The sequence below is a fragment of the Corallococcus sp. RDP092CA genome (assembly GCF_041903675.1).
Taxonomy (GTDB): domain Bacteria; phylum Myxococcota; class Myxococcia; order Myxococcales; family Myxococcaceae; genus Corallococcus.
The window spans coordinates 25,143-48,753 of sequence record NZ_JAYESI010000015.1 but is presented as its reverse complement, the minus strand read 5'-3'; the positions used below and the strand labels follow the sequence as shown (position 1 = coordinate 48,753).

Annotated in this window: 20 protein-coding genes; 12 read left to right on the top strand and 8 right to left on the bottom strand. The window is 71.2% G+C overall.

Translation table 11 applies throughout. The features are described 5' to 3' along the window. Positions 1–24 precede the first annotated feature (24 nt). From U8525_RS17760 to U8525_RS17745, 4 genes are all read left to right on the top strand, one after another. On the top strand, positions 25–1,656 hold the full coding sequence (locus U8525_RS17760; protein ID WP_374267194.1) for a DUF2339 domain-containing protein: 1,632 nt from the start codon (positions 25–27) through the stop codon (positions 1,654–1,656). 135 nt (positions 1,657–1,791) lie between these two features. Next, entirely contained in the window at positions 1,792–3,399 is a 1,608-nt protein-coding gene (locus U8525_RS17755; protein WP_374267192.1) for a patatin-like phospholipase family protein, read from the top strand. An 89-nt stretch (positions 3,400–3,488) separates the two neighbouring features. Continuing rightward, positions 3,489–3,896, top strand: coding sequence for an MGMT family protein (locus U8525_RS17750; RefSeq protein ID WP_374267190.1), 408 nt, complete (start codon positions 3,489–3,491; stop codon positions 3,894–3,896). Positions 3,897–4,017: 121 nt separating this feature from the next. Continuing rightward, positions 4,018–4,563, top strand: a complete 546-nt coding sequence (locus tag U8525_RS17745) for a D-alanyl-D-alanine carboxypeptidase family protein (RefSeq protein ID WP_374267188.1) — start codon at positions 4,018–4,020, stop codon at positions 4,561–4,563. Positions 4,564–4,586: 23 nt separating this feature from the next. Here the strand turns inward: U8525_RS17745 and U8525_RS17740 are convergent, their stop codons facing one another. Continuing rightward, the gene (locus tag U8525_RS17740; protein WP_374267417.1) at positions 4,587–6,986 is read right to left on the bottom strand and encodes a PAS domain S-box protein; all 2,400 of its coding nucleotides are present in this window, start codon (positions 6,984–6,986) and stop codon (positions 4,587–4,589) included. Positions 6,987–7,334: 348 nt separating this feature from the next. Here U8525_RS17740 and U8525_RS17735 point away from each other — a divergent pair, with 348 nt between their 5' ends. Further along, positions 7,335–9,050 carry a tetratricopeptide repeat protein gene (locus tag U8525_RS17735; protein WP_374267186.1) on the top strand — a complete coding sequence of 572 codons (1,716 nt, stop codon included), beginning with the start codon at positions 7,335–7,337 and terminating at the stop codon, positions 9,048–9,050. A gap of 78 nt (positions 9,051–9,128) precedes the next feature. On the opposite strand, the gene U8525_RS17730 is transcribed toward U8525_RS17735, so the two are convergent. Continuing rightward, positions 9,129–9,335 carry a hypothetical protein gene (locus U8525_RS17730; RefSeq protein WP_374267184.1) on the bottom strand — a complete coding sequence of 69 codons (207 nt, stop codon included), beginning with the start codon at positions 9,333–9,335 and terminating at the stop codon, positions 9,129–9,131. 69 nt (positions 9,336–9,404) lie between these two features. On the opposite strand from U8525_RS17730, the gene U8525_RS17725 reads away from it, so the two are divergent. The 5 genes from U8525_RS17725 to U8525_RS17705 all read left to right on the top strand — a co-directional run bounded on the left by U8525_RS17725 (position 9,405) and on the right by U8525_RS17705 (position 15,713). Beyond that, entirely contained in the window at positions 9,405–9,806 is a 402-nt protein-coding gene (locus U8525_RS17725) for a hypothetical protein (RefSeq protein WP_374267182.1), read from the top strand. A gap of 142 nt (positions 9,807–9,948) precedes the next feature. After that, positions 9,949–12,186: a DUF4139 domain-containing protein gene (locus U8525_RS17720; RefSeq protein ID WP_374267180.1), complete on the top strand. Its 2,238-nt coding sequence runs from the start codon at positions 9,949–9,951 to the stop codon at positions 12,184–12,186. Then, positions 12,186–13,745 carry a mucoidy inhibitor MuiA family protein gene (locus U8525_RS17715; RefSeq protein WP_374267178.1) on the top strand — a complete coding sequence of 520 codons (1,560 nt, stop codon included), beginning with the start codon at positions 12,186–12,188 and terminating at the stop codon, positions 13,743–13,745. Before U8525_RS17720 ends, U8525_RS17715 begins: the two co-directional genes overlap by 1 nt. Positions 13,746–13,756: 11 nt before the next feature. Further along, on the top strand, positions 13,757–14,521 hold the full coding sequence (locus U8525_RS17710; protein WP_374267176.1) for an alpha/beta fold hydrolase: 765 nt from the start codon (positions 13,757–13,759) through the stop codon (positions 14,519–14,521). Positions 14,522–14,528: 7 nt separating this feature from the next. Beyond that, positions 14,529–15,713 carry a DUF6348 family protein gene (locus U8525_RS17705; RefSeq protein WP_374267174.1) on the top strand — a complete coding sequence of 395 codons (1,185 nt, stop codon included), beginning with the start codon at positions 14,529–14,531 and terminating at the stop codon, positions 15,711–15,713. A 9-nt stretch (positions 15,714–15,722) separates the two neighbouring features. Here the strand turns inward: U8525_RS17705 and U8525_RS17700 are convergent, their stop codons facing one another. The 5 genes from U8525_RS17700 to def all read right to left on the bottom strand — a co-directional run bounded on the left by U8525_RS17700 (position 15,723) and on the right by def (position 20,062). Next, positions 15,723–16,250: a hypothetical protein gene (locus tag U8525_RS17700; RefSeq protein ID WP_374267172.1), complete on the bottom strand. Its 528-nt coding sequence runs from the start codon at positions 16,248–16,250 to the stop codon at positions 15,723–15,725. 63 nt (positions 16,251–16,313) lie between these two features. Continuing rightward, positions 16,314–17,474, bottom strand: a complete 1,161-nt coding sequence (locus U8525_RS17695) for an FAD-dependent monooxygenase (protein ID WP_374267170.1) — start codon at positions 17,472–17,474, stop codon at positions 16,314–16,316. Positions 17,475–17,503: 29 nt separating this feature from the next. After that, on the bottom strand, positions 17,504–18,352 hold the full coding sequence (locus U8525_RS17690) for an MBL fold metallo-hydrolase (RefSeq protein ID WP_374267168.1): 849 nt from the start codon (positions 18,350–18,352) through the stop codon (positions 17,504–17,506). 19 nt (positions 18,353–18,371) lie between these two features. Further along, entirely contained in the window at positions 18,372–19,439 is a 1,068-nt protein-coding gene (locus U8525_RS17685; RefSeq protein ID WP_374267166.1) for an NADH:flavin oxidoreductase/NADH oxidase, read from the bottom strand. Then, positions 19,436–20,062, bottom strand: a complete 627-nt coding sequence (def, locus tag U8525_RS17680) for a peptide deformylase (RefSeq protein WP_374267164.1) — start codon at positions 20,060–20,062, stop codon at positions 19,436–19,438. The genes U8525_RS17685 and def overlap by 4 nt, the downstream gene beginning before the upstream one ends. Positions 20,063–20,200: 138 nt before the next feature. Between def and U8525_RS17675 the strand changes: the two genes are divergently transcribed. Beyond that, positions 20,201–20,698 carry a hypothetical protein gene (locus U8525_RS17675; RefSeq protein ID WP_374267162.1) on the top strand — a complete coding sequence of 166 codons (498 nt, stop codon included), beginning with the start codon at positions 20,201–20,203 and terminating at the stop codon, positions 20,696–20,698. Between the two features lie 3 nt (positions 20,699–20,701). Here U8525_RS17675 and U8525_RS17670 read toward each other — a convergent pair whose 3' ends face one another. Continuing rightward, on the bottom strand, positions 20,702–21,853 hold the full coding sequence (locus U8525_RS17670; RefSeq protein WP_374267160.1) for a fatty acid desaturase: 1,152 nt from the start codon (positions 21,851–21,853) through the stop codon (positions 20,702–20,704). Between the two features lie 301 nt (positions 21,854–22,154). Between U8525_RS17670 and U8525_RS17665 the strand changes: the two genes are divergently transcribed. Beyond that, the gene (locus U8525_RS17665) at positions 22,155–23,552 is read left to right on the top strand and encodes a BamA/TamA family outer membrane protein (RefSeq protein ID WP_374267158.1); all 1,398 of its coding nucleotides are present in this window, start codon (positions 22,155–22,157) and stop codon (positions 23,550–23,552) included. Positions 23,553–23,611 lie beyond the last annotated feature (59 nt).

Here is a 23,611-nt window from a genome sequence, read left to right as displayed (position 1 = left end):
GCGTGCGGGTGTACGAGGAAGTCCATGGCGGACGAGGGTGATGGGCAGGACCTGCGGGACACGGTGAAGCGGCTGGAGGCGACGGTCTCGGCGCTGGAGGCGCGGCTCGCGAAGCTGGAGGCTGGCGAGTCCCCGCGCCCCGCGGCGATGCCACCCGCCGTCGCGCCCACCGCGGCGGCGCCCGAGCAGCGGGACCTGGAGGCGCATGTCGGCACCTACTGGTTGAGCCGCCTGGGCATCGTGGCGCTGATCATCGGCATCGCGTACCTCATCACGTACCACTTCGGAGAGCTGGGGGTGCTGGCGCGCGTGGGCGCGGGCTACCTGCTCAGTGCGGGGCTGGGCGCGTTCGGGTTGTGGCTGGCGAGGCGGCACCAGCTGTTCGGGCGCATCGTCTTCGGCGGCGGCCTGGCGCTGGCGTACTTCGTCACCTACGCGCTGCACTTCATCCCGGCGGTGCGGGTCATCGACAGCGAGGTCCTGGCGCTGGTGCTGCTCGCGGGGTTCGTGGTGGCCATCGTCACCATCGCGCACCGGATGCAGTCGGAGACGGTGGCGGGCATCGCGCTGTTCCTGGGGCTGCACACGGGGATGCTCAGCGACATCACCGCGTTCACGCTGCTGTCCACCACGCTGCTCGCGGCGGGCGCGCTGTTCTTCCTGGTGCGCAACCGCTGGGTCATCGTTCCCCTGTCCAGCCTGGTGGCGGTCTACAGCACGCACGTCGTCTGGGCGGTGCGCACGGGCCACATGGCGCCGGGCGCGCCCGAGAGCGACCGGCTCTTCTTGAGCCTGAGCTTCCTCGCGCTCTACTTCCTGCTGTTCTCGGTGGCGCTGCTGGTGCGCCCGCGCGACCTGCCCGTGCGCGCGAGCCTCGCGTTCACCCTGCTCAACTGGGTGGGCCTCACGTCGCTGGGAGCCTACGAGGTCTCCCAGGAGCAGGACTCGCGCCTCTTCGGCTTCCTCCTCGTCGTCGCGGTGGCGCACGGCGTGGGGGCGGCCGTGTCTCGCCTCCAGCGCGCGCCCGCGGCGCTGACGCACGCGTACCTGGCCCTGACGGCGGTGACGTTCGCGCTGGCCATGCCCGCGCGCTACGAGGACGTCGCGCTGGTGGCGGCGTGGACGGTGACGGGGCTCGTCGCGGGCCTGGCCGCGCGCGGGGTCGAGTCCCCGGTGCTGCGGGGCGTGGGCGTGCTCATCCTCTACGTGGCGTTGGGCGCGTGTGAATGGGAGACACCGGGGCGTCTGACGCTGCTCACCGGGCTGGTGGTGGCGTTCGTGCTGGTGGAGCGCGGCGGGACGGTGCGCGTCGCGGGGCTGCCCGCGCCCGAGGCCCGCGTGCCCTTCACCGCCCTCTGCGCGGCGGGCGCGGGCCTGGCGCTGGTGGCGCTGGTGGGCGCGCGGATGCCCGGGGGGCTCGTCACGCTGGGCTGGGTCATCGCCGCCTTCCTCCTCTTCGGCGTGGGCTTCGCGGTGCGCGAGCGCTGGTACCGGCTGGCCGCGCTCGCGGTGCTGGGGCTCGCGCTGGGGCGGCTGGTGCTGGTGGACGTGGCGAAGCTGCCGCCGGATCAGCGCGTGCTCACGTTCATCCTCCTGGGCGTCATGCTGCTGCTCGTCTCATTCACATACACGCGGGTGCGCGACCGGCGCGGGTGAATCCGGGGGATGTCTCCGGACACCGCGCGGCGGCGCCGACGACCTTCCAGGCAGGCGGAGGCGGCGAACGCGTACCGGAGGAACGCGCTGCTGGCCTAAGCTCCCGCCGTCCTCCCGCCGCGTCACCACTCCCCCATGAGCCAAGCCGTCACGCCCCCTGTCTCCGAGAAGCACGGTCCACTCGGGCCGCTCGCGCTGTGCCTGTCCGGTGGGGGTTACCGCGCGGCGGCGTTCCATCTGGGGGCGCTGCGGTTCCTCGACACCGTGGGGCTGCTGTCCGATGTCGTGGGCCTGTCCACCGTGTCCGGCGGAACGCTCACGGGCCTGGCCTGGGTCGTGAGCCAGCTGGACGGCAAGCCCTTCAAGGCGTTTCACGAGGCGTTCTCCGCGTACCTGCTGCGGACGAACGTGATCGCCGAGGCGCTGACCGGACTGACCTCCAACCGCGACCACGGCAGCCACGCGTGGGCCAGCCTCATCCGCTCCGCCGCGGACGTCTACGCCCGGCCCGACTTCCTGGGCGACCGGCGCTTCGGAGCGGTCCTGGACTCGGGCGGCCTCCAGCTCCAGGAGGCCATCTTCAACACCACCGAGTTCCACACCGGCCTGGACTTCCGCTTCCGCTACAGCACCAACCCGAACAGCATCCTGGGCAACAACGGCCACCGGCTGCCGCGCCCGGTGGCCAGCCACGCCCGGCTGGCGGACATCGCCGCCGCGTCGTCGTGCTTCCCGGGCGGCTTCGAACCGCTGGTGTTCCCGCAGCAGTTCCACTGGCCCCGGGACTACCCGCTCGACACCGCGCTCGCGGCGCTGGGGCCGGGCTACCAGAACGGCCTGCCCCTGATGGACGGTGGCATCTACGACAACCAGGGCATCGACAGCCTGTTGCTCGCGTTCACGCGGGCGGAGCCGCCGCCCACGCTCGTCATCTCCGACGTCAGCGTGCAGAACCCGGAGATGTACAACGTGCCGGAGAACCCGACGAAGCGCGGCTGGGTGACGCTGAACGGTGTCTCCTGGTTGGCCTACGGCCTCTTCTTCCTCACCCTGCTCTCCGCCGCCATCCTCGCGTGGCGAGGCATCGAGACGGCTCGCGCGGGCGACTGGGAGCCCCGGGACTCCTTCCTCTATCTCGTCCCGGGCGTGCTGACCGCCTCGGTGGCGACGGCGCTGGTCTGGGTCCGTGCGCGACTGACGGACGTCATCACGCTGGTGAAGCGGCAGCTGGACCTGGACGTCTGGCCCTCCTTCAAGAAGCTCACCGTGCCGGAGTTCGCCCAGATGCTGGTGCTCCGCGCGACGTCGCTGCTGGCGCTGACGTCCCAGGTGTTCATGAAGCGGGTGCGCGGGCTCGTGTTCGGGCAGGTGTATGGGGACTCGCGGTTCAAGGACCGGCGCATCTCCAACCTCATCTCCGCGCTCACCGTGGACCGGCCGAACCTGTTCGCGAAGCACCCGTGGCTCAAGCCCGGCGCGCACCTGGTGGCCGCGGGCACGCAGGCCTGTCAGATGCCCACCACGCTCTGGTTCACGGACGCGGCCCAGTTCACTGTCGTGGAGGGCGCGGGCGCGGCCACCCTCTGCTACGTGCTCCTGCGACACATCGTGGAGCACCACGCCGGGCAGTACGAGGCGCCGGGCCTGCCGCTGAATGACCTGTACGAGCGCCTGCGCAAGGAGTGGGCGGTGCTCAATCAGGCCAGCGCTCCGTCCCAGGAGCGGCAGGCCGTGGCGGCCTAGCGCTCCCGGGGCTGGCGGATGCCTCGGGTTTGGCGTGCACCGATGGATGCCGTGAGTAGGATTCGGACAGGCCCTCTCCTGGAGACCCCATGACGTCCCCCACCGACCTGCAGGACCCCTACGAGCGCATCTACCGGGTCTGCGAACAGGTCCCCGCCGGACAGGTGGCCACCTACGGGGACATCGCCACCATCGTCGGCGGGGCCTGCGACGCGCGCACCGTGGGCCATGCGATGGCGGCGCTCGGGTCGCGCGCGGCCACCGTGCCGTGGCAGCGCATCATCAACCGCACGGGAGGGATCAGCACCTCCGGCTACCGCCAGCGAGAGCTGCTGGAGGCCGAGGGCGTCGCGTTCGACGACAAGGGCCACGCGCGCATGGACCAGCACCACTGGAAGGGTCCGAGCGAGGCCTGGGCACGCGCCCACGGCTTCCAGGTGCTGCCGCCCCGGGACGCGCCCGCGCCCGCCCCCGAGGCACAGCTCAAGCTCTTCTGAGCCTCACCGGGCGTCCGGGCGACCGGGCACGAGGGGAGAGCGCTCGGCGGCACGCCTGCTTTTCACGGGGGAATAAAGGCGGCAGCCTCGTGTCCTCGCCCGCTGCTTGGACCTCCGAAGAATGTCCTCTCCCCTGCTCCGTCGAGGCCTCGTGCTCCTGGTCTGTCTGCTGGCACCTGTCGGGTTCGCGAAGGACGTGAAGGTCCGCAAGGCCAAGGCGAAGGTCCCGCGGCTGGTGCGGATCCACACCGGCCACCGGCTCCACCGCGACGCGGCGGACGCCTTCGAGCGCATGGCGGCGGACGCGCGCACGGCGGGACAGAGCCTGCTCGTCACGAGCGGGTGGCGCTCGTATCAACAGCAGCGCTACCTGTGGCGCCGCTACCGCCAGGGCCTGGGGCCCAAGGCCGCGCGTCCGGGCCGCTCCAATCACAACCGAGGCCTCGCCGTGGACCTGGTCGTGGGCAGCGAGGAAGCGTCTCCCACGTATGACTGGCTCGCGGGGAACGCGTGCCGCTTCGGCTTCCGCCGCACCGTGGCGTCGGAGCCCTGGCACTGGGAGTACCGGCCGAAGACCACCCGCGCCCCCGCGGACGGCGAGGACTGCCTGGGCCGTCCCGTGACCGAGGAGCCCACGACCACCGTGGTCCGCCAGGACGCGAGCTAGACGAGTCGAAGCCGCACGGCCTGTCAGTGGGCCGCGAGATGCGGCAGCTCCACGGTGAACCTCGCGCCCTGCCCCGGCTCGCTCTCGACGTGGATGCTTCCGCCGTGGGCCTCGATGACCCGTCGCGTGATGAAGAGGCCCAGCCCGAGTCCTCCGTAGCTGAGGGAGGCGGCGCGCTCGAAGCGGTCGAAGATGCGCCCCTGCGCTTCGAGCGGAATGCCCACGCCGTGGTCCTCGACGGTGATCCGCGCCCTGCCCTCGCGCGCGGTCACCTCCATCCGGATGGGGTGCCCCTCGCCATACTTCATCGCGTTGGTCAGCAGGTTGAGCATGACCTGCTCCATCCGCAGCCGGTCCCAGCGCCCCCAGACCGGCGCGCTCGACACCAGCTTGAAGTCGCAGCCTGACTGCTCCAGCTGCTGTGCGACGTGGCCTGCCACGTGCCGCGCCACCGACACCAGGTCCAGCTCCTCCCTGCGCAGGTCGATCCGCTTCTCGTGGACGCGTGAGACATCGAGCAGATGGTCCGCCAGGTTCGACAGCCGCTGGAGCTGTGTCCCGAAGACCTCCAGCATCCGCTCCACCTTCTCCGGGGGCAGCGGTCGCGGAGACTTGAGGGCGGACTCCATCTGCTGCACCCGCAGCCGCATGGAGGTCAGCGGGGTCTTCAGCTCATGGGACGCAATGGACAGGAACTCGTCCCGAGCGCGGATGGAGTCCTGCGCCGAGAAATAGAGCTGGGCATTCTCCATGGCGAGCGCGGCCCGCCGGGCCAGCTCCTCCGTCAGCGCCAGCTCCTCCGGCGAGTACGCGCGGTTCGGTTCGGGAGAGACGAGATACAGCACGCCCAGGATGTGGCCTCGCGCCTGAAGGGGAACGCTCAGCGAGGAGCGGCCCTGGAGCGTCCGCACCTCCGCCCACCGCTCCTCCTCCAGCGCCCCTGCGTCCAGCAGGCCCTGTGGCACGTCGGACACCTCCGGCTTGCCGGTGGCCAGCGCCCAGATCGGACCGTGCGGGGACTCGGGCACCAGGGGGTGGCGTCGCAGGAACTCCCGCACGCTCGCGGCGCGGGCCGGTGAGCGGTCCGCCACCGCCACGGGCAGCAGGGCCACGGTGTCCGTCCGCACGAAGAAGACACACAGCTCCGCGAGCAGGGGCACGGCCAGCTCGGCGACGCGCTGGAGCGTGGTGGCGGGGTCGAGCGAAGCCACCAGCTCGCGGCTCGCCTCGGCCAGGAACCGCTGTGACACCTCGGCCCGCTTGCGCTCGGTGATGTCGGTGGCGATTCCGCAGAGCGCGTAGGCCGCGCCGGCGGCGTCGAGGAGCGGGAACTTCTGCGTGAGGTGGACGTGGATGCCGTCATCGTGCAGGAGCCGCTCCTCCCGCTGCACCGGGATCCGACTCTGGAGGATGTCCCGGTTGGCGTGATGGAGGGCCTCGGCGATGTGCCGGGGAAAGACGTCGAAGACGAGCTTCCCGGCGACCTCTTGCCGGGTGCGGTGGAAGAGCCGCTCCCACTCGCGGTTCACGAACAGGAAGCGCTCCTGCGTATCCAGCAGGAAGAACACGGTCGGCGCGTTGTCCAGGATGGCGCGCAGCCGCATCTCGCTCTCCTGGAGCGCCTCCTCCGCCCGCTTCCGCTCGGTCACGTCGATGAGCACCGCGAGCGAACGGACCATCTTGCCCGCGGCGTTCCGCTCCACGATGGCGGACAGGAGGACGTCGACGACCTCTCCGTTCTTCTTCACGATCTGGTACGGCACGTCCCGGCACGCGCCGGTCTTGAAGTACTCGGGCAGGACGACCTCGCGGGCGAAGCGCCGGGACTCCGGCGTCAGGAACTCCACCGACTCACGCCCGAGCACCTCCGCGCGCTCGTACCCCAGTGTGTCCAGCCAGTAATCGCTGACGCTGATGAGCCGTCCGCGCGAGTCAATGGATTGCATCATCACGGGCGTGTTGTTGTAGAGCGACCGGTACTTCTCGGCGCCCTCGCGCGCCGCGTCCTCGGCCCGCTTGATGTCGGTGACATCGCTGAAGACGGAGACGCCGCCACGGACCATGCCCGTCAGGTCGTGAACCGGACTGGAGCTGACGTGCAGCCAGGTCCCCGCCGGCCTTGAGGCGTTGCGCAGGAAGACCACCGCGCGGTTGACGGTCTCGCCGCGGAGCGCCCGGCTCATGGGCAGGCGCTCGGGCGGATAGAGGGTGAGCTGGTCGGGCAGGTAGAACCCGTAGTGCCTCGGCCACCGGCTGACGGGCGCGTCGGTCGCCCCCATCCCCAGGATGTGCTCCCCCTTCGGGTTGATGAACACCAGACGCTGGTGCTCATCCGCCACCAGGAGCCCTTCCCCCATGCTGGCGAGGACGGCATCGAGGAGACGACCGTGCCCTGGTGGTGGGATTCGAGGAGGCGGATACATGGGGCTGTCGTGCAGGCGAGCCATGGGACGCATGGAGGAGAACAAGCTCCGCTCCCCTCAACGATGGGGGCTCGCCAGCCCATGTGCCAGACGTCGCCGCCTCCATCGGCACACCTGGCACTCAGCCAACGCCAACGCATGACCTCGTCGCCAGGACAAGGACCAGGCGTGGCGACCTACGCCTGGGTCCGTCCCTCTGTTTGACGGACGGCCTGCTCGCGGAGCGCACCCAGTGGGCGGAAGCCCTGGTGCGTGCGGCCCGACCTCGGGCGTGCGTAAAGACAAACGCAAGCCCGACGCCATGCAGGCCGTGCCCCCACGATCCCGAGCGGGCACCGGAGTGTTCCCGTGCTCTCAGCGAACGCCCTCCGCTCACCCGATCCCAGCTTCCATGCCGCCCGCGAGATGAGGCTCCCCATTCCTGACGCAGTGCGCTCCAGCGGGAGCCTTGACGCCGCCTTTCGCATTCCCCAGGGGCTGGTGGATCTGCTGGAGGAATGGAGGCCCCTCGGGCCCCAAGGGCCTTGGGTCTTCGTCTGTAACAACTTCGAGCACGGTGGCGCGCTGAATCGGTTGTTCTTCAGGGAATTGATGCGCCGACGGGGAACGGTGCTGGACTTGCGCCTGGTGCTGGCTGTCGCGCCTGGAACCGGAGACGACGTGGCGCGACAGTTCGACCTGGCGGTTCCGCGGGTGCAATGCCCCCTGGACCTCCCTGGAGATCCGCCGACCGCTCCGCCTGAGCCCGATGAAATGGCGCGCAGGGCTCGCGAACTTGCTCCCGAAGTGCAGGATCTCGCCGGACTGGAGGATGTCCTCCCGCGGCTCATCCGCTATTGGCAGGGAAGCAACGAGCCCGGGCGAGCCCTTCAAGCCCTGGTCCACGCGGCCTCCGTCTACACCTCGCGAGGCTTCTACGAGGATGCGCTCGTCTACGGTGAAGCGGCGCTGGCGCAGTTGGAGCGTCAATGTCCTGACAACATCGAGCAGCGCATGCACATCTACAATCGGCTCTCCAACTGCTACTCCGGGTTGCGCCGCGTGGATGAGGGGCTGGCGATCGCAGACAAGGCCATGGCCTCGACGACGGACCCCGGCTATCTGCTGGCCTGGTGTTACATCCAGGCGATGTATTACGCCCGCTACCTGCCACGGCGGGACTACGCTCGGGCCGAGGCCTATCTGGAAGAGGGGCTGGAGCACATCGCGCGGGCGGATCTGCCGCTTCATGGGCGACTGTTCCGCAAGGCCTTCAATCGCAATGGCCTGGCGATGATCCGCCACTTCCAGAAGCGCTACGACGAGGCGATCGAGCTGTGCCGTACCGCCTTTGACGAGCTGGATGCACACCTGGCGCCGGGTAAGCACCAACTCCACCGCTCTGTGCTGCTCTACAACGTGGCGCAGGTCTACACGGTGCTGGGAAAGATGGATGAGGCGATCGAGATGTACACGGCGGCCATGCGCATGGACCCCCACTACTCCGAATACTTCAACGAGCGCGGCAGCCTGTACTTGAAGGTCGATCGCCTGGAGGAGGCCGAACGGGATTTTCTGCGCGCCATCGAGCTGAGCCCTCCGTACATGGAGGTCTGGACGAACCTGGGGCAGTGCTACAACCAGATGGGCAGGACTGAAGAGGCAGTGAGTGCCTATTCGCGCGCCTTGGACCTGCATCCCAATCAATGGCTGGCGTTGGCAGGGCGTGGCTACGCCTACGATGCGTTGGGCGACACCGAACGCGCGCTGGCGGATTTCGACGAGACGCTGCGCATCAATCCATCGCAGCCTCTTGTCTATGCGAGTCGCGCGGTCCTGCGCTATCAGGGAAGGCGCGTCGTCGACTCGCTGAGCGACCTGGATCAAGCCATCGCCCTTGCTCCCGACATGGCGGAGTTCTACCAGAACCGTGCCGCTGCGCTGAGCGACCTGGGCCGCGTGGAGGAGGCCGCGCGGGATCTGCGAAAGTTCCTGGCGCTGAGCCCTGCCGCGGAGGATCGAACGGAGGTCGAACTGAGACTCCAGGCGCTGGAGTCCCGAAGGGCAAGCGCGATGGAAGCGTGAGCTGACGCGACGGAGCGGCGGCCTTCGAATCCTCCAGTCGGCCCGACCCGTACAACTGGGTCGGGCCATCGGCTCAGCTCACTGGAGCTGTTCGAGCAGGGCAGCCTGGAGCGCCTTCCGGTTCTCGTGGAAGCGCTGGTTGGGATACGGCCGCGCGCCGCTCAGGATGGCTTCGTACTGCAGGACCGCCTTCAGCGGACGTCGGGGCGTGGGGTCGGGGTCGGAGGACTCCGAACAGGCGCTCAGGACCAGCACGGCGGGGCAGATCAGGGCTTTCCAAGTCACTGCGGTCGACCTCGGGGAATGGACGGCCGCTGGCGCGCGGACAGTCCAAGGCGGGATGATGGCAGGGCGATGCGCGACCCGAAGCGGATGATGGCGGTGGGGGTATTCCTGGCGGCGACGCCCGCGTGGGCCAGCGACATGTGTGGATTGGGCGGCCTGCTGTTGCTCCCGCCCGTCTATCTATGGGTCCCCATCGCATGGATCATCGGTCTGGTGGTGAAGAAGCCTGTCTCCGCGCGCATCGCCATGGGGACACTGGTCGTCCTGGGCCTCCCCGCCCTGGGCACGAGCGTCCTCTGCCTCAATCGTTCCTTCCACGGAGCGGTGCTGCACCACCCGTCGATGCTCTTCTGGTCCGTGCTCGCCCTCGCGCTGCTGGCCGCGTCCCACGGCTGGGCCTTCTGGCGGCTCATCGCGCGTCTCTCAGGGCCGCCGGAAGGCAGCAAGCCTTCACCGCCGACGGCTGGCTAGCGCATGAGAACTACTGACCGCGCAAGCCTCCCACGGCGCGGTGCGTGATCCACGCCGTGGGCGCAGTCAGTTCCTTCCTCTCCGTCGCCATCCATGGGTGCCTCGGGGTAGCGTGCGGCCCTCTCCACGGAAGAGGGGGCCCATGCGCGTCGTACCGTCCGTCCTGGAATCCGTCACCGTTCACGCCGAGGGCGCGCTCTGCACGCGCGCGTTCGTGCTCTCACCTGAGAACGGCCACCTGCCCGGCCAGGTCCGCATCGACGGCCTGCCCCTGGCGCTTCGCACGGGCTCGCTGCGCGCGCGGGTCGTGGAGGGGCCCTCCGGGCTCCTCGTCCGCGACCTCAAGCCCACCTTCGACGTGCGGCTGCCACCGGAGTCGGAGCTGCCCGCAGAACAACACGCGCTCGAAGCGGCGGAGGCCGCGCTGGCGTCCGTGCACGGCCGGCTGGAGCGGGTACGCGAGGAGCTCGCGGCGCTCCGTGGCCTGACGCCCACCTGGCCGGCCCAGCCCAAGGGCCGGCCCCCACGCGAGGCGCCCCTGACCGCGCTGCTGTCGCTCACGAGCTTCGTGGACTCGGAGCTGGCGGAGTTGCAGGCCCAGGAGCTGGACCTGGCGCGCCAGCACCGCGACGCCACGAACGAGCTGGAGCTGCGCCGCCGCCGCGTGCAGGAGCTGTCCTCCGCGAAGAGCGTGGACCGGGCCCGGCTGTTCCGCGCCGCGCTGCTGACGCTGTCCGGACCCGTCGCGGCGGACACAGACGCACGGCTGGTGCTGGAGTACGCGGTGGCCGGCGCGCGCTGGGTGCCCACCTATGACCTGCGCCTCCCTCGCACGCTGGAGGAAGGCACGCTGCGCATGCGCGCCGCCGTCATCCAGCGGACCGGCGAGGACTGGGCCGGCGTGCGGCTGGCGGCCTCCACCGCGAGCCTGGAGCGGCGCGCGGAGGTGCCGGAGCTGAAGTCGCTGCGCATCGGCCGCAGCCAGCCCCCGCCCGCGCGCTCCGGCTGGCGTGAGCCCGCGCCGGGCCTGGAGGAGCTGTTCGCGGGCTACGACACCCTGTACAGGGCCCGCCCGGAGCTCACCCCGCCCAAGCCCCCGCCCCCTCCGATGCCGGAGCCCGTGCTGAAAGAAGCGGACGGCGCATCCGCGGAGCTCGAGTCCTTCAAGGACCGGGCCTCGTTCGGAGGCGCCCCCGGAGCGGCGCCCAGCGTGTCCGCCCCTCCTCCGATGCCGCCGCCCATGGCGGCCCCCAAGTCCTCGGGAGGCTTCCTGGGCGGAGCCCGTCCCTCGATGTCCCGTCGCAGCATCACCGGCGACGAAGCCATCCCCGCTGCGAGCCGCCCCTCGGCCCGCGGCGGTGGCGGCATGGAGCGCCTGCGCAGCAAGAAGCGCAGGGCCATGGAGGAGGAGCTCGATGACGCTCCGATGGCGGACCTCGCGGACGACGAAGGCTCCGGCGGCGACGGGCTTCGCCGCGCGGCGGGGCTGGAGCCGGCGGAGGGCCTGTTCGACTACGACTCGCTGACGCTGGCCTCCGCGGCCGCCCCGGGACAGCGCGGCAGGCTGCGGCCCCGCTCCGCGCTCGTCTCCCAGGCGATGCTGTCCATCACCTCCGTGAACGTGCAGGTGGAGGTGGTGCGCCTGGAGGCCCAGGCCTTCACCTTCGCCGAGTCCGTGAACAGCGTGACGCCCCCCACCTGGTCCATGCCTCCGCGCGACTCCGCCCGCCACTTCGATGCGCGCTTCGACGCGGAGGCGCTCGCGGACGTGCCCTCCGATGGCGCGTGGCACACCGTGCCCATGCTGACGGTGCCGCTGAGCCTGCGGGCCGAGTACGTCTGCGTGCCGTCGGTGGAGCCGCGCGTCTTCCGCACGGTGCGCCTGGACAACGCCTCGCCGCACCCGCTGCTCGCGGGGCCGGTGGACGTGACGCTCGGCGACGAGTTCCTGATGACGTCGCCCCTGCCCACGCTGGGGCCGGGCGAGACGCAGCGGCTGGGACTGGGCGTGGAGGAGGCGCTCCAGGTGGCGCGCAACACCCGCTTCGACGAGGCCTCGGGCGGCCTCTTCGGCAACGGCACCGTGCTCACGCACCATGTCTCCGTGGAGGTGGCCAACCACCTCTCCCGCCCCGCGACCATCGCCATCTCCGAGCGCGTCAGCGCGGTCCCCGACTCCCAGAAGGACATCAAGGTGGAGGAGGCGGAGGTGGTGCCCCCGTGGCAGAAGCCCACGCCGCTGCCGGGTGAGGACGCGGTGGAGGGCGAGCGGGTGTGGCGCGTGAGCGTCCCCGCCGGAGAGAAGCGCTCGATGAAGGCGACGTGGGTCGTGAAGCTGCCCGCCAGCAAGATGCTGAGCGGCGGGAACCGGAGGACGTGATGCGCACTTCCATTCTGTTGCCCCTGGTCAAGGTGACGGTCCTGGAGGACCGCGCCCTCGTCGAGCGCAGCGGCACGGTGACCCTGCCGCCGGGCCCCTGCCGGCTCGTGGTGGACGGACTGCCGGCGGTGGCGGTGGACCGCTCGCTCCAGGCGAAGCTCACCGGCGGCCTGGTGACCCAGGCCAGCCTGCGCCGCTCCTTGCGCGCGGTGCTGCCGGAAGCGCTGCGCGAGCACCACTCGGAGCTGGCCCGCCGCGCCTTCGAGCGCGAGCAGGTGCTGGCGCGCGCCCAGGCGGAGGTGCGGCGCCTGGAGGCGAAGCACGGCCTGCTGGAGACCGCGCGCCGGGACATCCTCCGCGCCATCGCCGAGCGCACCGGCGCTGGCGAGGCGGAGCCCTCGCGGTGGAAGGAGCAGCTCGCCACCATCCGCCAGGAGCAGACCGCCGCGGACGAGCAGCTGCGGCAGGCCCGCCGCGACCTGGGCCGGCTGGAGCGCCAGCACCTCCAGGAGCGCCGCGACGTGCTGTCGCGCACGGAGGCGCCGGAGCCCACGGTGGACGTGCGCGCGGAGCTGGACGTGAGCCACGCGGCGGGCGGCGAGGCGACGCTGACGCTCACCTACCTGGTGCCCTGCGCCGCCTGGCGCCCGGCCTACCGCGCGGTGCTGGGCCTCGCGGAGGCGGCGTCCTCGGTCACGTTGGAGTGCGAGGCGGTGGTCTGGCAGAACACCGGCGAGCCCTGGAAGGACGTGACGCTGGCCTTCTCCACGGCGCGGCCCACGCTGGGGGCCACGCCGCCCAGGCTCACCGAGGACTGGCTCTACCTGCGGGACAAGACACAGCGCGAGAAGCAGGTGGTGGACGTCTCCCTCCGCGAGGAGTCGCTCCAGGAGACGGGCGAGGCGGGGACCCCGAAGGCGGCGGACGCGCTGCCGGGCATGGACGACGGCGGCGAGCCGGTGACGCTGTCCGCGCCGCACAAGGCCACGGTGCCGTCGGATGGCGAGGCCCACCGCGTGGCGCTGTTCGCCTTCACCTCCCCCGCCACGTCGGAGCTGGTGGCCTGCCCGGAGCAGTCGCCGCTGGTGCACCGCGTGGCGCGCTTCGACAACACGGGGCCGGCGGTGCTGCTCGCGGGTCCGGTGGACCTGGTGCGCAACCACGGCTACGTGGGCCGCGCGCAGCTCAAGTTCGCGGGTCGAGGCGAGCGCGTGAAGCTGGGCTTCGGCAGCGAGGACTCGCTGCGCGTGTCGCGGCAGGTGGACGTGGGCGAGGAGACGGCCCGCATCACCGGCCGGCGCACGCGCACGCAGAAGGTGAAGCTGTTCGTCTCCAACATGGGCGCGAAGCCCGCGGCGCTCGCGGTGGAGGAGCGCATGCCGGTGTCTGAGGTGGAGGCCGTGGAGGTGGCGCTGCTCAAGGACGCCACGAAGCCCGCGCCCGCCAAGGTGAGCGACGAGGGCATCGTGCGCTTCGAGCTGAACGTGCCGCCGCGCGCCCGTGAGGCGGTGACCTTCGGCTTCACGGTCTCCAGCGCAGCGAAGGTCGCGGGCCTGTAAGGAGCCTCTCCATGCCTTTCGCGACGAAGTCCGGCCGCCGCATCCACTACGAGGTCCAGGGCAGGGGCCCGCCGCTGCTGCTCCTGCATGGCCTGCTCCAGGTGGGCGCGCACTGGGGGCTCAAGGGGTACCTGCCCGCGCTGACGGACCAGTACACGGTGGTGACGTTCGACTCGCTGGGGCACGGCCAGAGCGACACGCCGCACGACCTGGAGGCCTATCGGCTCCGGCACCGGGTGGAGGACGCGCTGTCGGTGCTCGACACGCTCTCCATCGACCGGGCGCATGCGTGGGGCTACTCGATGGGAGGCTGGACGGTGTGTGGCCTCGCGTCCCTCGCGCCGGAGCGGCTGGCGTCCTACGTCGTGGGCGGCTGGGATCCGGTGGTGGGCCTGCCCGTGGCATACGCGGCCCTGGAGAAGCAGCTCAAGCCCGGCACGACCCCGGACTGGTTCCAGGTGCTCATCATGGGGGCACGGCGCGCGCCGGAGCTGGCGGAGGCCATCGACGCGGGAGACCTGGAGGCGCTCCGGCTGTGCCTGGAGGCCTGTGAGACGTCGGCGGGCCTGGATGAGGCGCTGGTGCAAGCCAGCAAGCCGGGGCTGCTCTATTGCGGCGCGATGGACCCGTACCACGACTCCATGAAGGCCGTGGCGCAGCGGGCCGGCGCGGCGTTCGCGACCATCGAGAACGCCGACCACGGCGGCGCCTGGGCGAAGGCGCCCAAGGTGCTGCCGCACGTGCTGCCGTTCCTCGAGTCGGTCACGCGGTCCTGAGGATTCCATGACGCCCACGTCCGCGAACGAACCCCTGGGAGAGCTCCTCCGCGCCCACGGTGTGCCATTCCAGGAGGAAGACGGCTGGCTCCGCGTGGAGCCCGGAGGTCCCCGTCTTCAAGCCCAGATCATCGCCACGCGAACCGAGCCCGACCTCTGTCTGCGGCAGCTCGATGTCGTCCTGGAGCCCTGGACGGGCCGGTGGGTCATCGAATCCGCGGGAGGCTTCGGCCCGACGGAACAGGAGGCATGGGAGGACGGGCTCCAGAACTTCACGCGAGGAAGTCTCCACGTCCTCCTGTCCACCTTCCTCCTGCCTCCCGATGATCACGTCACCGTGGAGACGTGGCGCGTCGGCGGCATCGACAGGAAGGTCATCCTCGGCGACATCGTGAGTCGCGGTGATGGCACCGCCCCGAGTCACGAGGAGCCGTGGATCGCGACGCTCGAGGAGGCCATCAAGTCGCTCCCCCTCCCCTCCGGCACGCATTGGGTGCGCGTCTATTACTGCCAGATGGATGGAGCCCGGCTTTCATTGGAGGTGCTGCTCGACAACGAACCCTGGCAGGCGCTGGCGGACCGGCTCGACAAGGCCTCCTGGCCAAGCGCTCCGGGGTTCCTCAGTCGAAGGTTGTTCCTGACGCTCCAGGGCGGCGTGGACGTGAGCCGCGCGGTCGCGACCTGGCTCGGGCTCTCCGAGGACGATGATCCGATTGCCCTTTTCCAGGAGCAGGGCGCGACCCGATTGGAGGCGGAGAAGCTCGACGCGTATCTGCCCCTGGCCTTTGGCGAGCCCATGCTGAAGCGGTTGGGCGCGATGGCGCCGATCTCGGCCGAGTTCACCGCCAATCCCCCGATGATCCAGCGGACAATATTGTTGGCGGAGGAGCCGCTGTGGCGCGAGGCCGTTCAGCTGGCTGAGGAGGCCTTCCAGGGGAAGACCCGCCTCACGCGCGAACAATTGGTCCACATCTCCAACTCCGGAGCGACGGTCCGAGCCCTCAATGGCTTGCTGAACCGGGGCTCGGATCCCAAGGACGTGCGTTTCACCCCAACCCTCATCGTGCTCTCGCCCGAAGCGATGTCGGAATGGTCGACGTCGGTACCGTTCGTCCCACCGCCTCCCGCCGCTCCGGTGACCGTGGCCACTGCCCCGGTGGCACCCCGACGCCCCTGGTGGAAGTTCTGGTAGCCGTCCGTTTCACCTCGATGACTGGATGGCGATCACCCGGACATCGAACTCCTTGCATCCGGCGTCCTTGCAGACGCCGTTGAGCCAGGCCTCACCCTGGCCGAACATCACGCCGTCCGCATTGACGAAGAGGTCCGCGTAGCGCTGCCGCGTGATGACCCTGGCGATGTCGGGCGTGACGATGGCCTCGTAGTGCCGCATGAACGCAGCGGCATCCGGCAGCTTCACCTTCCTGCCGCCCACGTTCGCGGTGAAGGGATACGCCACCAGGGCGGCGACGGCCCTCACGTCGTGCGCGGCCACCGCCTTCTGGAACGCCGTGAAGGTCTGTTCATACTTCGAGGGATCTCCGAGGACATTCTGGATGCGCGCGTTGACCTCGGCGGCGCCTTCGGCGGTCCCGGCATCCGGAGGCACGACGGCGAGGGACGGCGGCGTCGCGGGAGGTCCTGCCGTGGCGGCCTGCGGCTCGGTGCGCTGACACGCGGACGTGGACACGAGGACGAGGGCGGCAAGCCGCTTCGGTTTCGTCTGCATGTGTTCCCCCGCCAGGGCCCCGACAGCGCGCCCCTGGCAAAGACAAACTCTACTGAGCTCGCCTCAGCGCGTGTCCTGGACAAGCGTCCGTAGCTGCCGTCGCGCGGTCGACTCAGGAACCCGGCGGAATAGCGCATCGCGGACAAAGCACGCGAGTCCACTTTCCCATTGAGCCACGCGTCCCACCTGAAGTGAGCGAACGACCAGCGTGTTGGCGCGTTTCACCCGGCGGGCCTCGTAGGCCCGCAGCGCGTCCTCCACGCGCCCTGGCGCCGCGAGACACTCTCCCAGCACGACGCCATCTTCGATGGCCTGACACCCGCCCTGCCCCAGGTTCGGCGTCATCGGGTGCGCGGCGTCCCCCAGCAGCGTCACCCGGCCCCGGCTCCAGCGCCGCACCGGCGGACGGTCGTGGATGTCCGTGCGCAGGACGCGCTCGGGCGACGTCGCCGCGAGCAGCCGCGCGATGGGCGCGTGCCATCCCTTGAAGCGCTCCTGGAGGACAGCGAGCGTCTGTCCCGGCGCATCCTCCGCGCCCGCGGGCGCGTTCAGCGTGGCGTACCAGTACACCTCGCCATGCCCGATGGGCACGACGCCGAAGCGCGCGCCCCGGCCCCACGTCTCGGTGAAGTGGCCCGCCTGCACCAGCTCCGCGCCCGCGCAGACACCGCGCCAGCTGGTATAGCCGGAGTAGCGGGTGGGCCGCGCTCCCAGCAGGCCGGTCCGCACGGAGGAGCGCAGCCCATCCGCGCCCACCAGGACATCGCCCGTGAGGGTGCCGCCATCCGACAACGTCACCGTGACGCGCTCGCCGTCATCCTGGAAGCCCGTCACGGCGACGCCCAGCCGCACGGCGTCCTCCGGGCCCGCGTGGGCGCGGAGGACGGCCTGGAGGCGGGCGCGGTGGAGGGCCACCATCGGAGCATCCAGCTCCGCCTGGAGCGACCGCGCGTCCACGCGGGTGATGGGGGCTCCGGTGGGTTCGAGGATGACGGTCCGCTCGGCGCGCTCGCCCTCCGCGACCACCGCGTCACACAGGCCGATGCGGCGCAGCGCGACCGAGGCGTTCATCTGCACGATGAGGCCCGCGCCCACGGGACGCAGGGCATCGGCGCGCTCGAACACGGTGGCGTGGAGGCCCGCGCGCTGGAGGGCGCAGGCCAGCGTCAGGCCTCCAATGCCAGCACCGGCGATGAGGACGTGACGCGGGGATGAGGACGTCATGGCAGCCTCCAGGCAGGCCGGCCCCCGGGTCAACCGAACCAGCGGCCGGCGTCAGGCGCGAAGACTCGCACGCGCTCGAGCAGCGACGCGGGCAGCCGGGCCTGGAGCGTCGCGTGGACCTGCGCGGGGCTGTAAGCCTGACTGAAGTGCATCAGGACCAGCGCCTCGTTCTGGAAGCGGTCCGCCAGGGAGGCGATCTCCTCCAGGTGGATGTGGGCCCGCTCCTGCGCGTCGCGCACGGTGCGCTCCGCGTCGATGAACGTGCATTCGAGGATGAGCACCCGGCTGTCGAACAGCGACGGCTGGCGCTCCAGCACGTTGGAGAGCGTGTCGGTGCAGTAGGCCAGCTCCAGGCGCTCGACCTCGTCGAACAGGGGCTCGCCGGCCCGGCGGCGACGGCCGATCTCCGCGGGCGGCAGCTCGCGGAACCCGGCCTTGAGCTTCGAGACGCGGCGCAGGAACTGGTACCCCAGCGACGGCACGGGGTGGTGCGTGCGGAAGGCGCGGACCCACACGTCCTGCTGCACCTTCACGGTGTCGCCGGGGCGCAGCGGGACGGTGCGGATCTCCGACTTCATCCGGTGCAGGCGCCCCAGCGCCGCGAGCGCCTCCTGCACCGGCGCTTCGATCTCCGCCGGCAGGTAGATGAACGGCGGCCCCCTCCCCACGAGCGCGCGGATGCCCAGCAGCGAGCCCAACGCGCTCGCATGGTCCGCGTGCCCGTGGCTGAGGAAGATGCGGTCCGTGGTGGCGAAGGAGCGGATGGGGATGCCCGCGTCGAGCAGCACCCCCAGCTCCGGCACCAGGAGCGACGTATACACGCCGCCCACGGACACGCCGCGCACGGTATAGGGGCCCGCCTGCACCTCGGTCAGCATGCGCGGGAGCCTACGCCGATCAGTTCTTCGCGCGCTCGTACTGGTGCGGCCACAGCACGTCCGAGCGCAGCTCCTTCGCCGCGCGCAGCGGCCAGTACGGATCCCTCAGCAGCTCCCGCGCCAGGAAGACGACGTCCGCCTGCCCCGAGGCCAGGATGTGCTCGGCCTGGTACGCGGAGCGGATCATCCCCACCGCGCCCGTCAGCAGGCCGGTCTCCTTGCGCACCCGCTCCGCCAGGTGCGTCTGGTAGCCCGGCCCCACCGGAATCTTCGCGGACGGCACCACGCCGCCGGACGAGCAATCCAGCAGGTCCACGCCCTCCTTCGCCACCAGCCGCGCCAGCGCCACGGAGTCCTCCGGCGCCCAGCCTCCCTCCACCCAGTCCGTGGCGGAGACGCGCATGAAGAGCGGGAGCGACTCCGGCCACTTCGCGCGCACGGCCCGCGTCACCTCCAGCGCGAAGCGCGTCCGGTTCTCGAACGTCCCGCCGTACCGGTCCGTCCGCTTGTTCGACAGCGGCGACAGGAACTCGTGCAGCAGGTAGCCGTGCGCCGCGTGCAGCTCGATGACCTGGAACCCCGCCGCCTTCGCCCGCACGGCCGCGTCCGCGAACGCCTTCACGATGCGCTGGATGCCCGCCTCGTCCAGCGCCGTGGGCACCGGGTAGCCCTCCTCGAACGCCTCCGTCGTGGGCCCCAGCACCTGCCAGCCGCCGTGCTCCGGCTCCACGCGCTTGCCCGCATCCCACGGCCGGGGCGTGGACGCCTTGCGGCCCGCGTGCGCCAACTGGACGCCGGACGCGGCGCCGTTCTGGTGCATGAACCGGTTGATGCGCGCCAGTTGCTCCACGTGCGCGTCCTTCCACAGCCCCAGGTCCTGCGGCGAGATGCGGCCCTCCGGCTCCACCGCCGTGGCCTCCGTCAGCACCAGCCCCGCGCCGCCCACCGCGCGGCTGCCCAGGTGCACCACGTGCCACTCGTTCGCGAAGCCGTCGTCGCTCGAGTACTGGCACATGGGAGACACCACCACGCGGTTGCGCAAGGTGATGTCCCGCAGCTTCAAGGGGGTGAACAGCTTGCTGCTCATGTCGGGTCCTTTCGGGGAGTCGAGGGGGGCTGCTCCGGCAGTCCCAGCGCCGTGCGCACCTGGGCCGTGCTCCTGCCCAGCCAGTGCCGGCGGTGGTTCTCCTGCGTCGTGAGGCTGCGCGTCTCCATGCGGTCCACGTAGAGCGTGCCGTCCAGGTGGTCCAGCTCGTGCTGGAGGATGCGCGCGTACCAGCCGCGCGCGGACACCGTCACCGGCCGCCCGTGCTCGTCCAGCGCCTCCACGCGCACGCCGCGCGCCCGGGCCACCAGCGCCGCCAGCCCGTTCACGCTCAGGCAGCCCTCGTGGAACTCCATGGGCGTGGGGTCCTCCACCACCAGCCTGGGGTTGATGAGGACGTGGAAGGCCACCGGCGCCCGCTCCCGGAGCGCCAGGTCCGCGGGCGACGCGCCGGCCTGGTACTCCGCGCGGTCCTCGATGACCACCAGCCGCAGCCCCACGCCCACCTGGGGTGCCGCGAGCCCCACGCCGGGCGCGTCGCGCATCGTGTCGCGCATCAGCTGGATGAGCCGCCGCGTGTCCTCGCTGCCGATTTCTTCCGGGGTCAGCTCCCGCGCGCGCTGGCGCAGCACCGGCTCCCCCGCCTGGACGATCTTGAGCACCATGGTGGCCCCACCGTAACAACCGCTCTCCCGCCGCGCCGCATCGCCGTGGGGCCGACATGGGCCCGGCCGCCCGGCGCCCCACGGAGAGGGCAGCCCCTGGCGTGGAGGGGTGCCACTGACGGTAGGCTGTGTCGCACCATGGCTCGCCGCAAGAAGGCCGAAGAAACCTCCGCGCGCGTGCGCAACCTGCTCGCCCTCGACGCCGCGGGCATCATGCGCCGGCTGGCCGCGCGCCGGGACGAGATGTTCCTCCTCTTCTCCCGCCTGCGCAGCCGCGACCCGCTGGTGGAGACGGTGGCCTCGCGCTACGCGGACGGCGCCTTCGCCCAGCTCATCCACCTCACCGAGCAGGAGCAGGCGGTGGTGGACCACTTCTACGCCCGCCTGGACGAGCTGCGCTGGTACTTCACCTACACCGAGGACATGCCCGGCACCGCGCACCAGACCTTCGGCGCGCTGCACCGCCGCCTGGAGGAGAGCTACCGCCTGTTCGTGGAGACGCTGGGGCTGCCCGTCCAGCCCGACGGCACGCGCGTGGTGAACGCGGAGGCCGTGCGCCGCGAGGACACGGCGCCCGAGGCCACGCCCGTGGCGCTCGCCCCGGTGTCCCGCCGCCGTCGCGCGCCGCCCGCCTGACGCTCAGGCCGCGGAGGCCTCCGCCCGGGCGTCCGCGGCGGACATCGCGGGCGCCGCGGCCTTCACCAGCCGCCTCATGGACGCCTTGCCCACGACGACGTCCACCATCTTCCGCGCGCGCGTCCAGACGCTCTCCTGCACGTAGGGGATGCCGTACTTCTCGCAGAGCGCCTTCACGTGGGGCTGCGCCTCGCGGTACTTCAGCATCGGCAGGTCCGGCCAGAGGTGGTGTTCAATCTGGTAGTTCAGCCACAGGTGGGCGAAGTCGTTGAGGTCGCCGCCCGTGCGGTAGTTCGCGCTGCCCACCACCTGCTGCACCATGCGCTCCGCCTTGTTCGCGGGCGCCGAGTCGAAGCGGTACAGGTCCTCGCCGGTGTGGTTGGGCCCCACCACGAAGAACGTGTGCAGGTTGGTGACGACGTCCGCCAGCACGGAGTTGCAGAGCACGCTGAACGCCGCCCACGGCCCCAGCACCAGGAACGCCGCCGGGTACAGCCCGAAGTAGACGGCCGCGTAGGGCAGGTAGCAGCGCGAGACCAGCTCCCAGACCTCCGCGCGCGTCAGCGCCCCGCCCTCGCGCCGCCCCTTGCGGCGCAGCGAGCCCAGCGTCTCCGGCGCGTAGTAGCTCGCGCGCCACGTGAGGGCCAGGAGCCCCAGCTGCACGTAGCGCAGGGGCAGCGGCCGGCCGGTGTCGCGCAGCGTGCCCTCCGCGTTGCGCTCCAGCAGGTCCGGATCCGCCTCCTCGCCGGTGTGCGAGTGGTGCAGCACGTTGTGCTCGAAGACCCACGCCTCCGGCAGCATCCAGTCCAGCCAGTCCACGAACCGGCGGGCGCCCTTCGCGAAGCCCTTGCTGGTGCGCGACGCGGGCATGCCCGGCACGCGGTCATAGCCGCGGTGCCCCACGTGGTGCATGAGCAGCCAGCGCGTGGAGCGGCCCAGGCCCAGCGCCACGGCGGAGAGCGGGTTGGGGGCGATCCACGCCGTGGCCACGCCCAGCACCGACGCCACCCTGCCCCAGCGCTCCATCTTCCGCAGGTGCGCCGCGTCCGCGTCCCCCAGGTTCGCGTCCAGCCGCGCGCGCAGCGCCTTCAGCTCCCGGTAGAAGCCCTCCACGTCCACGGAGGCCAGGTCGAAGTCGGGGGCGGCGCGGGACATGCGAAGGGACTCCTCGGGTGCGGGACGGGGACCACGGCCGATGCGGGCCGCACGGTAGCCTCCACCCGCCCCCGCGCAAAGCGCCCCGTCCCGCTCACCCGCCCGGCGGGAAGGCGTCCGGTCCGGGAGCGCCGCCTCGTCGACGAGGCGGGTGGGCCCGCGTGTCGGATGGTCCTCCCGTGGAGCCTCGGGCAACCCGGCCCCCGGGCGGCGCGCGCCGAACGTTGAGCATCGCGCGCCCGCGCCGGCCGACACGCGCCGAAACAGCCAGGACCCAAGGAGGGTGCGGTATGAGCAGGGCGTGATCCCCCACCGCGTCCGCCGTCACCTGTCCGTCCTCGCCATGGCCCTGCCGGGCCTGGGAGCCCCCCTCGCCCACGCCGACGAGGACACGCCCGCCTCCACGCCCGACCGCCGCGAGGTGGCGGAGGTGACGGTGGAGGGCGCGAACAAGACGACCTCCGGGACGGTGCGCTCGTTCGGGCGCGTGGACGTGGGCGACGAGGTGGACAGCGAGGAGCTGGAGAAGGTGGAGCGGCGCCTGCTGGCCACGGGCCTCTTCCAGGAGGCCCGCGTGAGCACGGAGCCCCTGTCCGACGGGCGCGTGCGGCTGGTGCTGCGGGTGAAGGACAAGGCGTCGTGGGTGGTGGCCCCCACGGTAGCCCTGTCCTCCGCGAACACCGGCGGCGGGCTGCTCTACGCGGAGAACAACCTGGGCGGCCGCGCGAAGAAGGTCGCCGTCGCGGCGCAGGTGAGCACCGGCGAGAGCGGCCTGTACGTGGGCTACCTGGACCCCATCCTCTTCGGCCTGCCGCAGCTCAAGTTCAGCCTGGAGGGGCAGCTGAAGAGCGACCGCGTGGATGAATACCGCCCGGGCCCCAGCCAGGACGATCCGGAGATCCTCCGGCGCACGCGCCTCAACTCCGCGTCCATCAGCTCCGAGCTGGGCTTCATCCTCTTCGAGCGCGTGCGCGCGGCGGCGAAGTACCGCCTCGCCAGCATCGACGCGCAGTCCCCGGACGCCAAGAAGCCGGTGACGAGCCAGGCGTTCTCCACCGGCCCGGCCCTGCGCGACACGTCGCTGCGCTTCATGGTGGGCCTGGACTCGCGCCAGACGCTGCACGCGGTGACGGAGGGGCTCAACCTGGAGGCCTCCTACGAGGTGTCCTCCCCGGGCGTGTGGAGCGACTTCCGCTACCGCAAGTTCGGCCTCCTCTACCGCCACGGCCTCCGCTTCTTCACGGAGAACAACCTGGTGCTGCGCGGCGAGCTGGCCCTGGGCAAGGACCTGCCCTTCCACCAGGAGCTGGTGATGGGCGGCAACACGCTGCGCGGCTTCCAGTACCGGCAGTTCCGCGGCGACACCCGGCTCACCTTCACCGCCGAGTACCACTTCCCGCTCTTCAAGGTGAAGTCGCTGGCCTTCCGGGGCGTGGGCTTCTCCGACACGGGCGCCATCGCCTGGAGGGAGCTGCCCTCGGACGGCGTCCTGCTCGACCCGAGCGGCCGCCTCATCCGCGGCTACCTGCCGCAGACGCTGGCGCAACAGAAGGCCGTCACCGTGGCCCAGGGCGTGGGCGCGGGGCTCCGGCTGTACCTCAACAACGTGGTGCTGCCCCTGCTGGGCGTGGACGTCGCCTACGCCGTCAACTCCGGCCAGGTGCGCTTCTACCTCGTGGCCGGCGTCACGCCCTCCTGAAGCGGCCCGCCCCCGCGTGTCGACACTCACGCGGGGGAGCAGCTCACACCGACGCCAGG

Coding starts and splice junctions, on each gene's coding strand:
- U8525_RS17760 (WP_374267194.1), top strand. CDS start 25: ATGGCGGACGAGGGTGATGGGCAGGACCTGCGGGACACGGTGAAGCGG.
- U8525_RS17755 (WP_374267192.1), top strand. CDS start 1,792: ATGAGCCAAGCCGTCACGCCCCCTGTCTCCGAGAAGCACGGTCCACTC.
- U8525_RS17750 (WP_374267190.1), top strand. CDS start 3,489: ATGACGTCCCCCACCGACCTGCAGGACCCCTACGAGCGCATCTACCGG.
- U8525_RS17745 (WP_374267188.1), top strand. CDS start 4,018: ATGTCCTCTCCCCTGCTCCGTCGAGGCCTCGTGCTCCTGGTCTGTCTG.
- U8525_RS17740 (WP_374267417.1), bottom strand. CDS start 6,986: ATGTATCCGCCTCCTCGAATCCCACCACCAGGGCACGGTCGTCTCCTC.
- U8525_RS17725 (WP_374267182.1), top strand. CDS start 9,405: ATGCGCGACCCGAAGCGGATGATGGCGGTGGGGGTATTCCTGGCGGCG.
- U8525_RS17720 (WP_374267180.1), top strand. CDS start 9,949: ATGCGCGTCGTACCGTCCGTCCTGGAATCCGTCACCGTTCACGCCGAG.
- U8525_RS17715 (WP_374267178.1), top strand. CDS start 12,186: ATGCGCACTTCCATTCTGTTGCCCCTGGTCAAGGTGACGGTCCTGGAG.
- U8525_RS17710 (WP_374267176.1), top strand. CDS start 13,757: ATGCCTTTCGCGACGAAGTCCGGCCGCCGCATCCACTACGAGGTCCAG.
- U8525_RS17705 (WP_374267174.1), top strand. CDS start 14,529: ATGACGCCCACGTCCGCGAACGAACCCCTGGGAGAGCTCCTCCGCGCC.
- U8525_RS17700 (WP_374267172.1), bottom strand. CDS start 16,250: ATGCAGACGAAACCGAAGCGGCTTGCCGCCCTCGTCCTCGTGTCCACG.
- U8525_RS17695 (WP_374267170.1), bottom strand. CDS start 17,474: ATGACGTCCTCATCCCCGCGTCACGTCCTCATCGCCGGTGCTGGCATT.
- U8525_RS17690 (WP_374267168.1), bottom strand. CDS start 18,352: ATGCTGACCGAGGTGCAGGCGGGCCCCTATACCGTGCGCGGCGTGTCC.
- U8525_RS17685 (WP_374267166.1), bottom strand. CDS start 19,439: ATGAGCAGCAAGCTGTTCACCCCCTTGAAGCTGCGGGACATCACCTTG.
- def (WP_374267164.1), bottom strand. CDS start 20,062: ATGGTGCTCAAGATCGTCCAGGCGGGGGAGCCGGTGCTGCGCCAGCGC.
- U8525_RS17675 (WP_374267162.1), top strand. CDS start 20,201: ATGGCTCGCCGCAAGAAGGCCGAAGAAACCTCCGCGCGCGTGCGCAAC.
- U8525_RS17670 (WP_374267160.1), bottom strand. CDS start 21,853: ATGTCCCGCGCCGCCCCCGACTTCGACCTGGCCTCCGTGGACGTGGAG.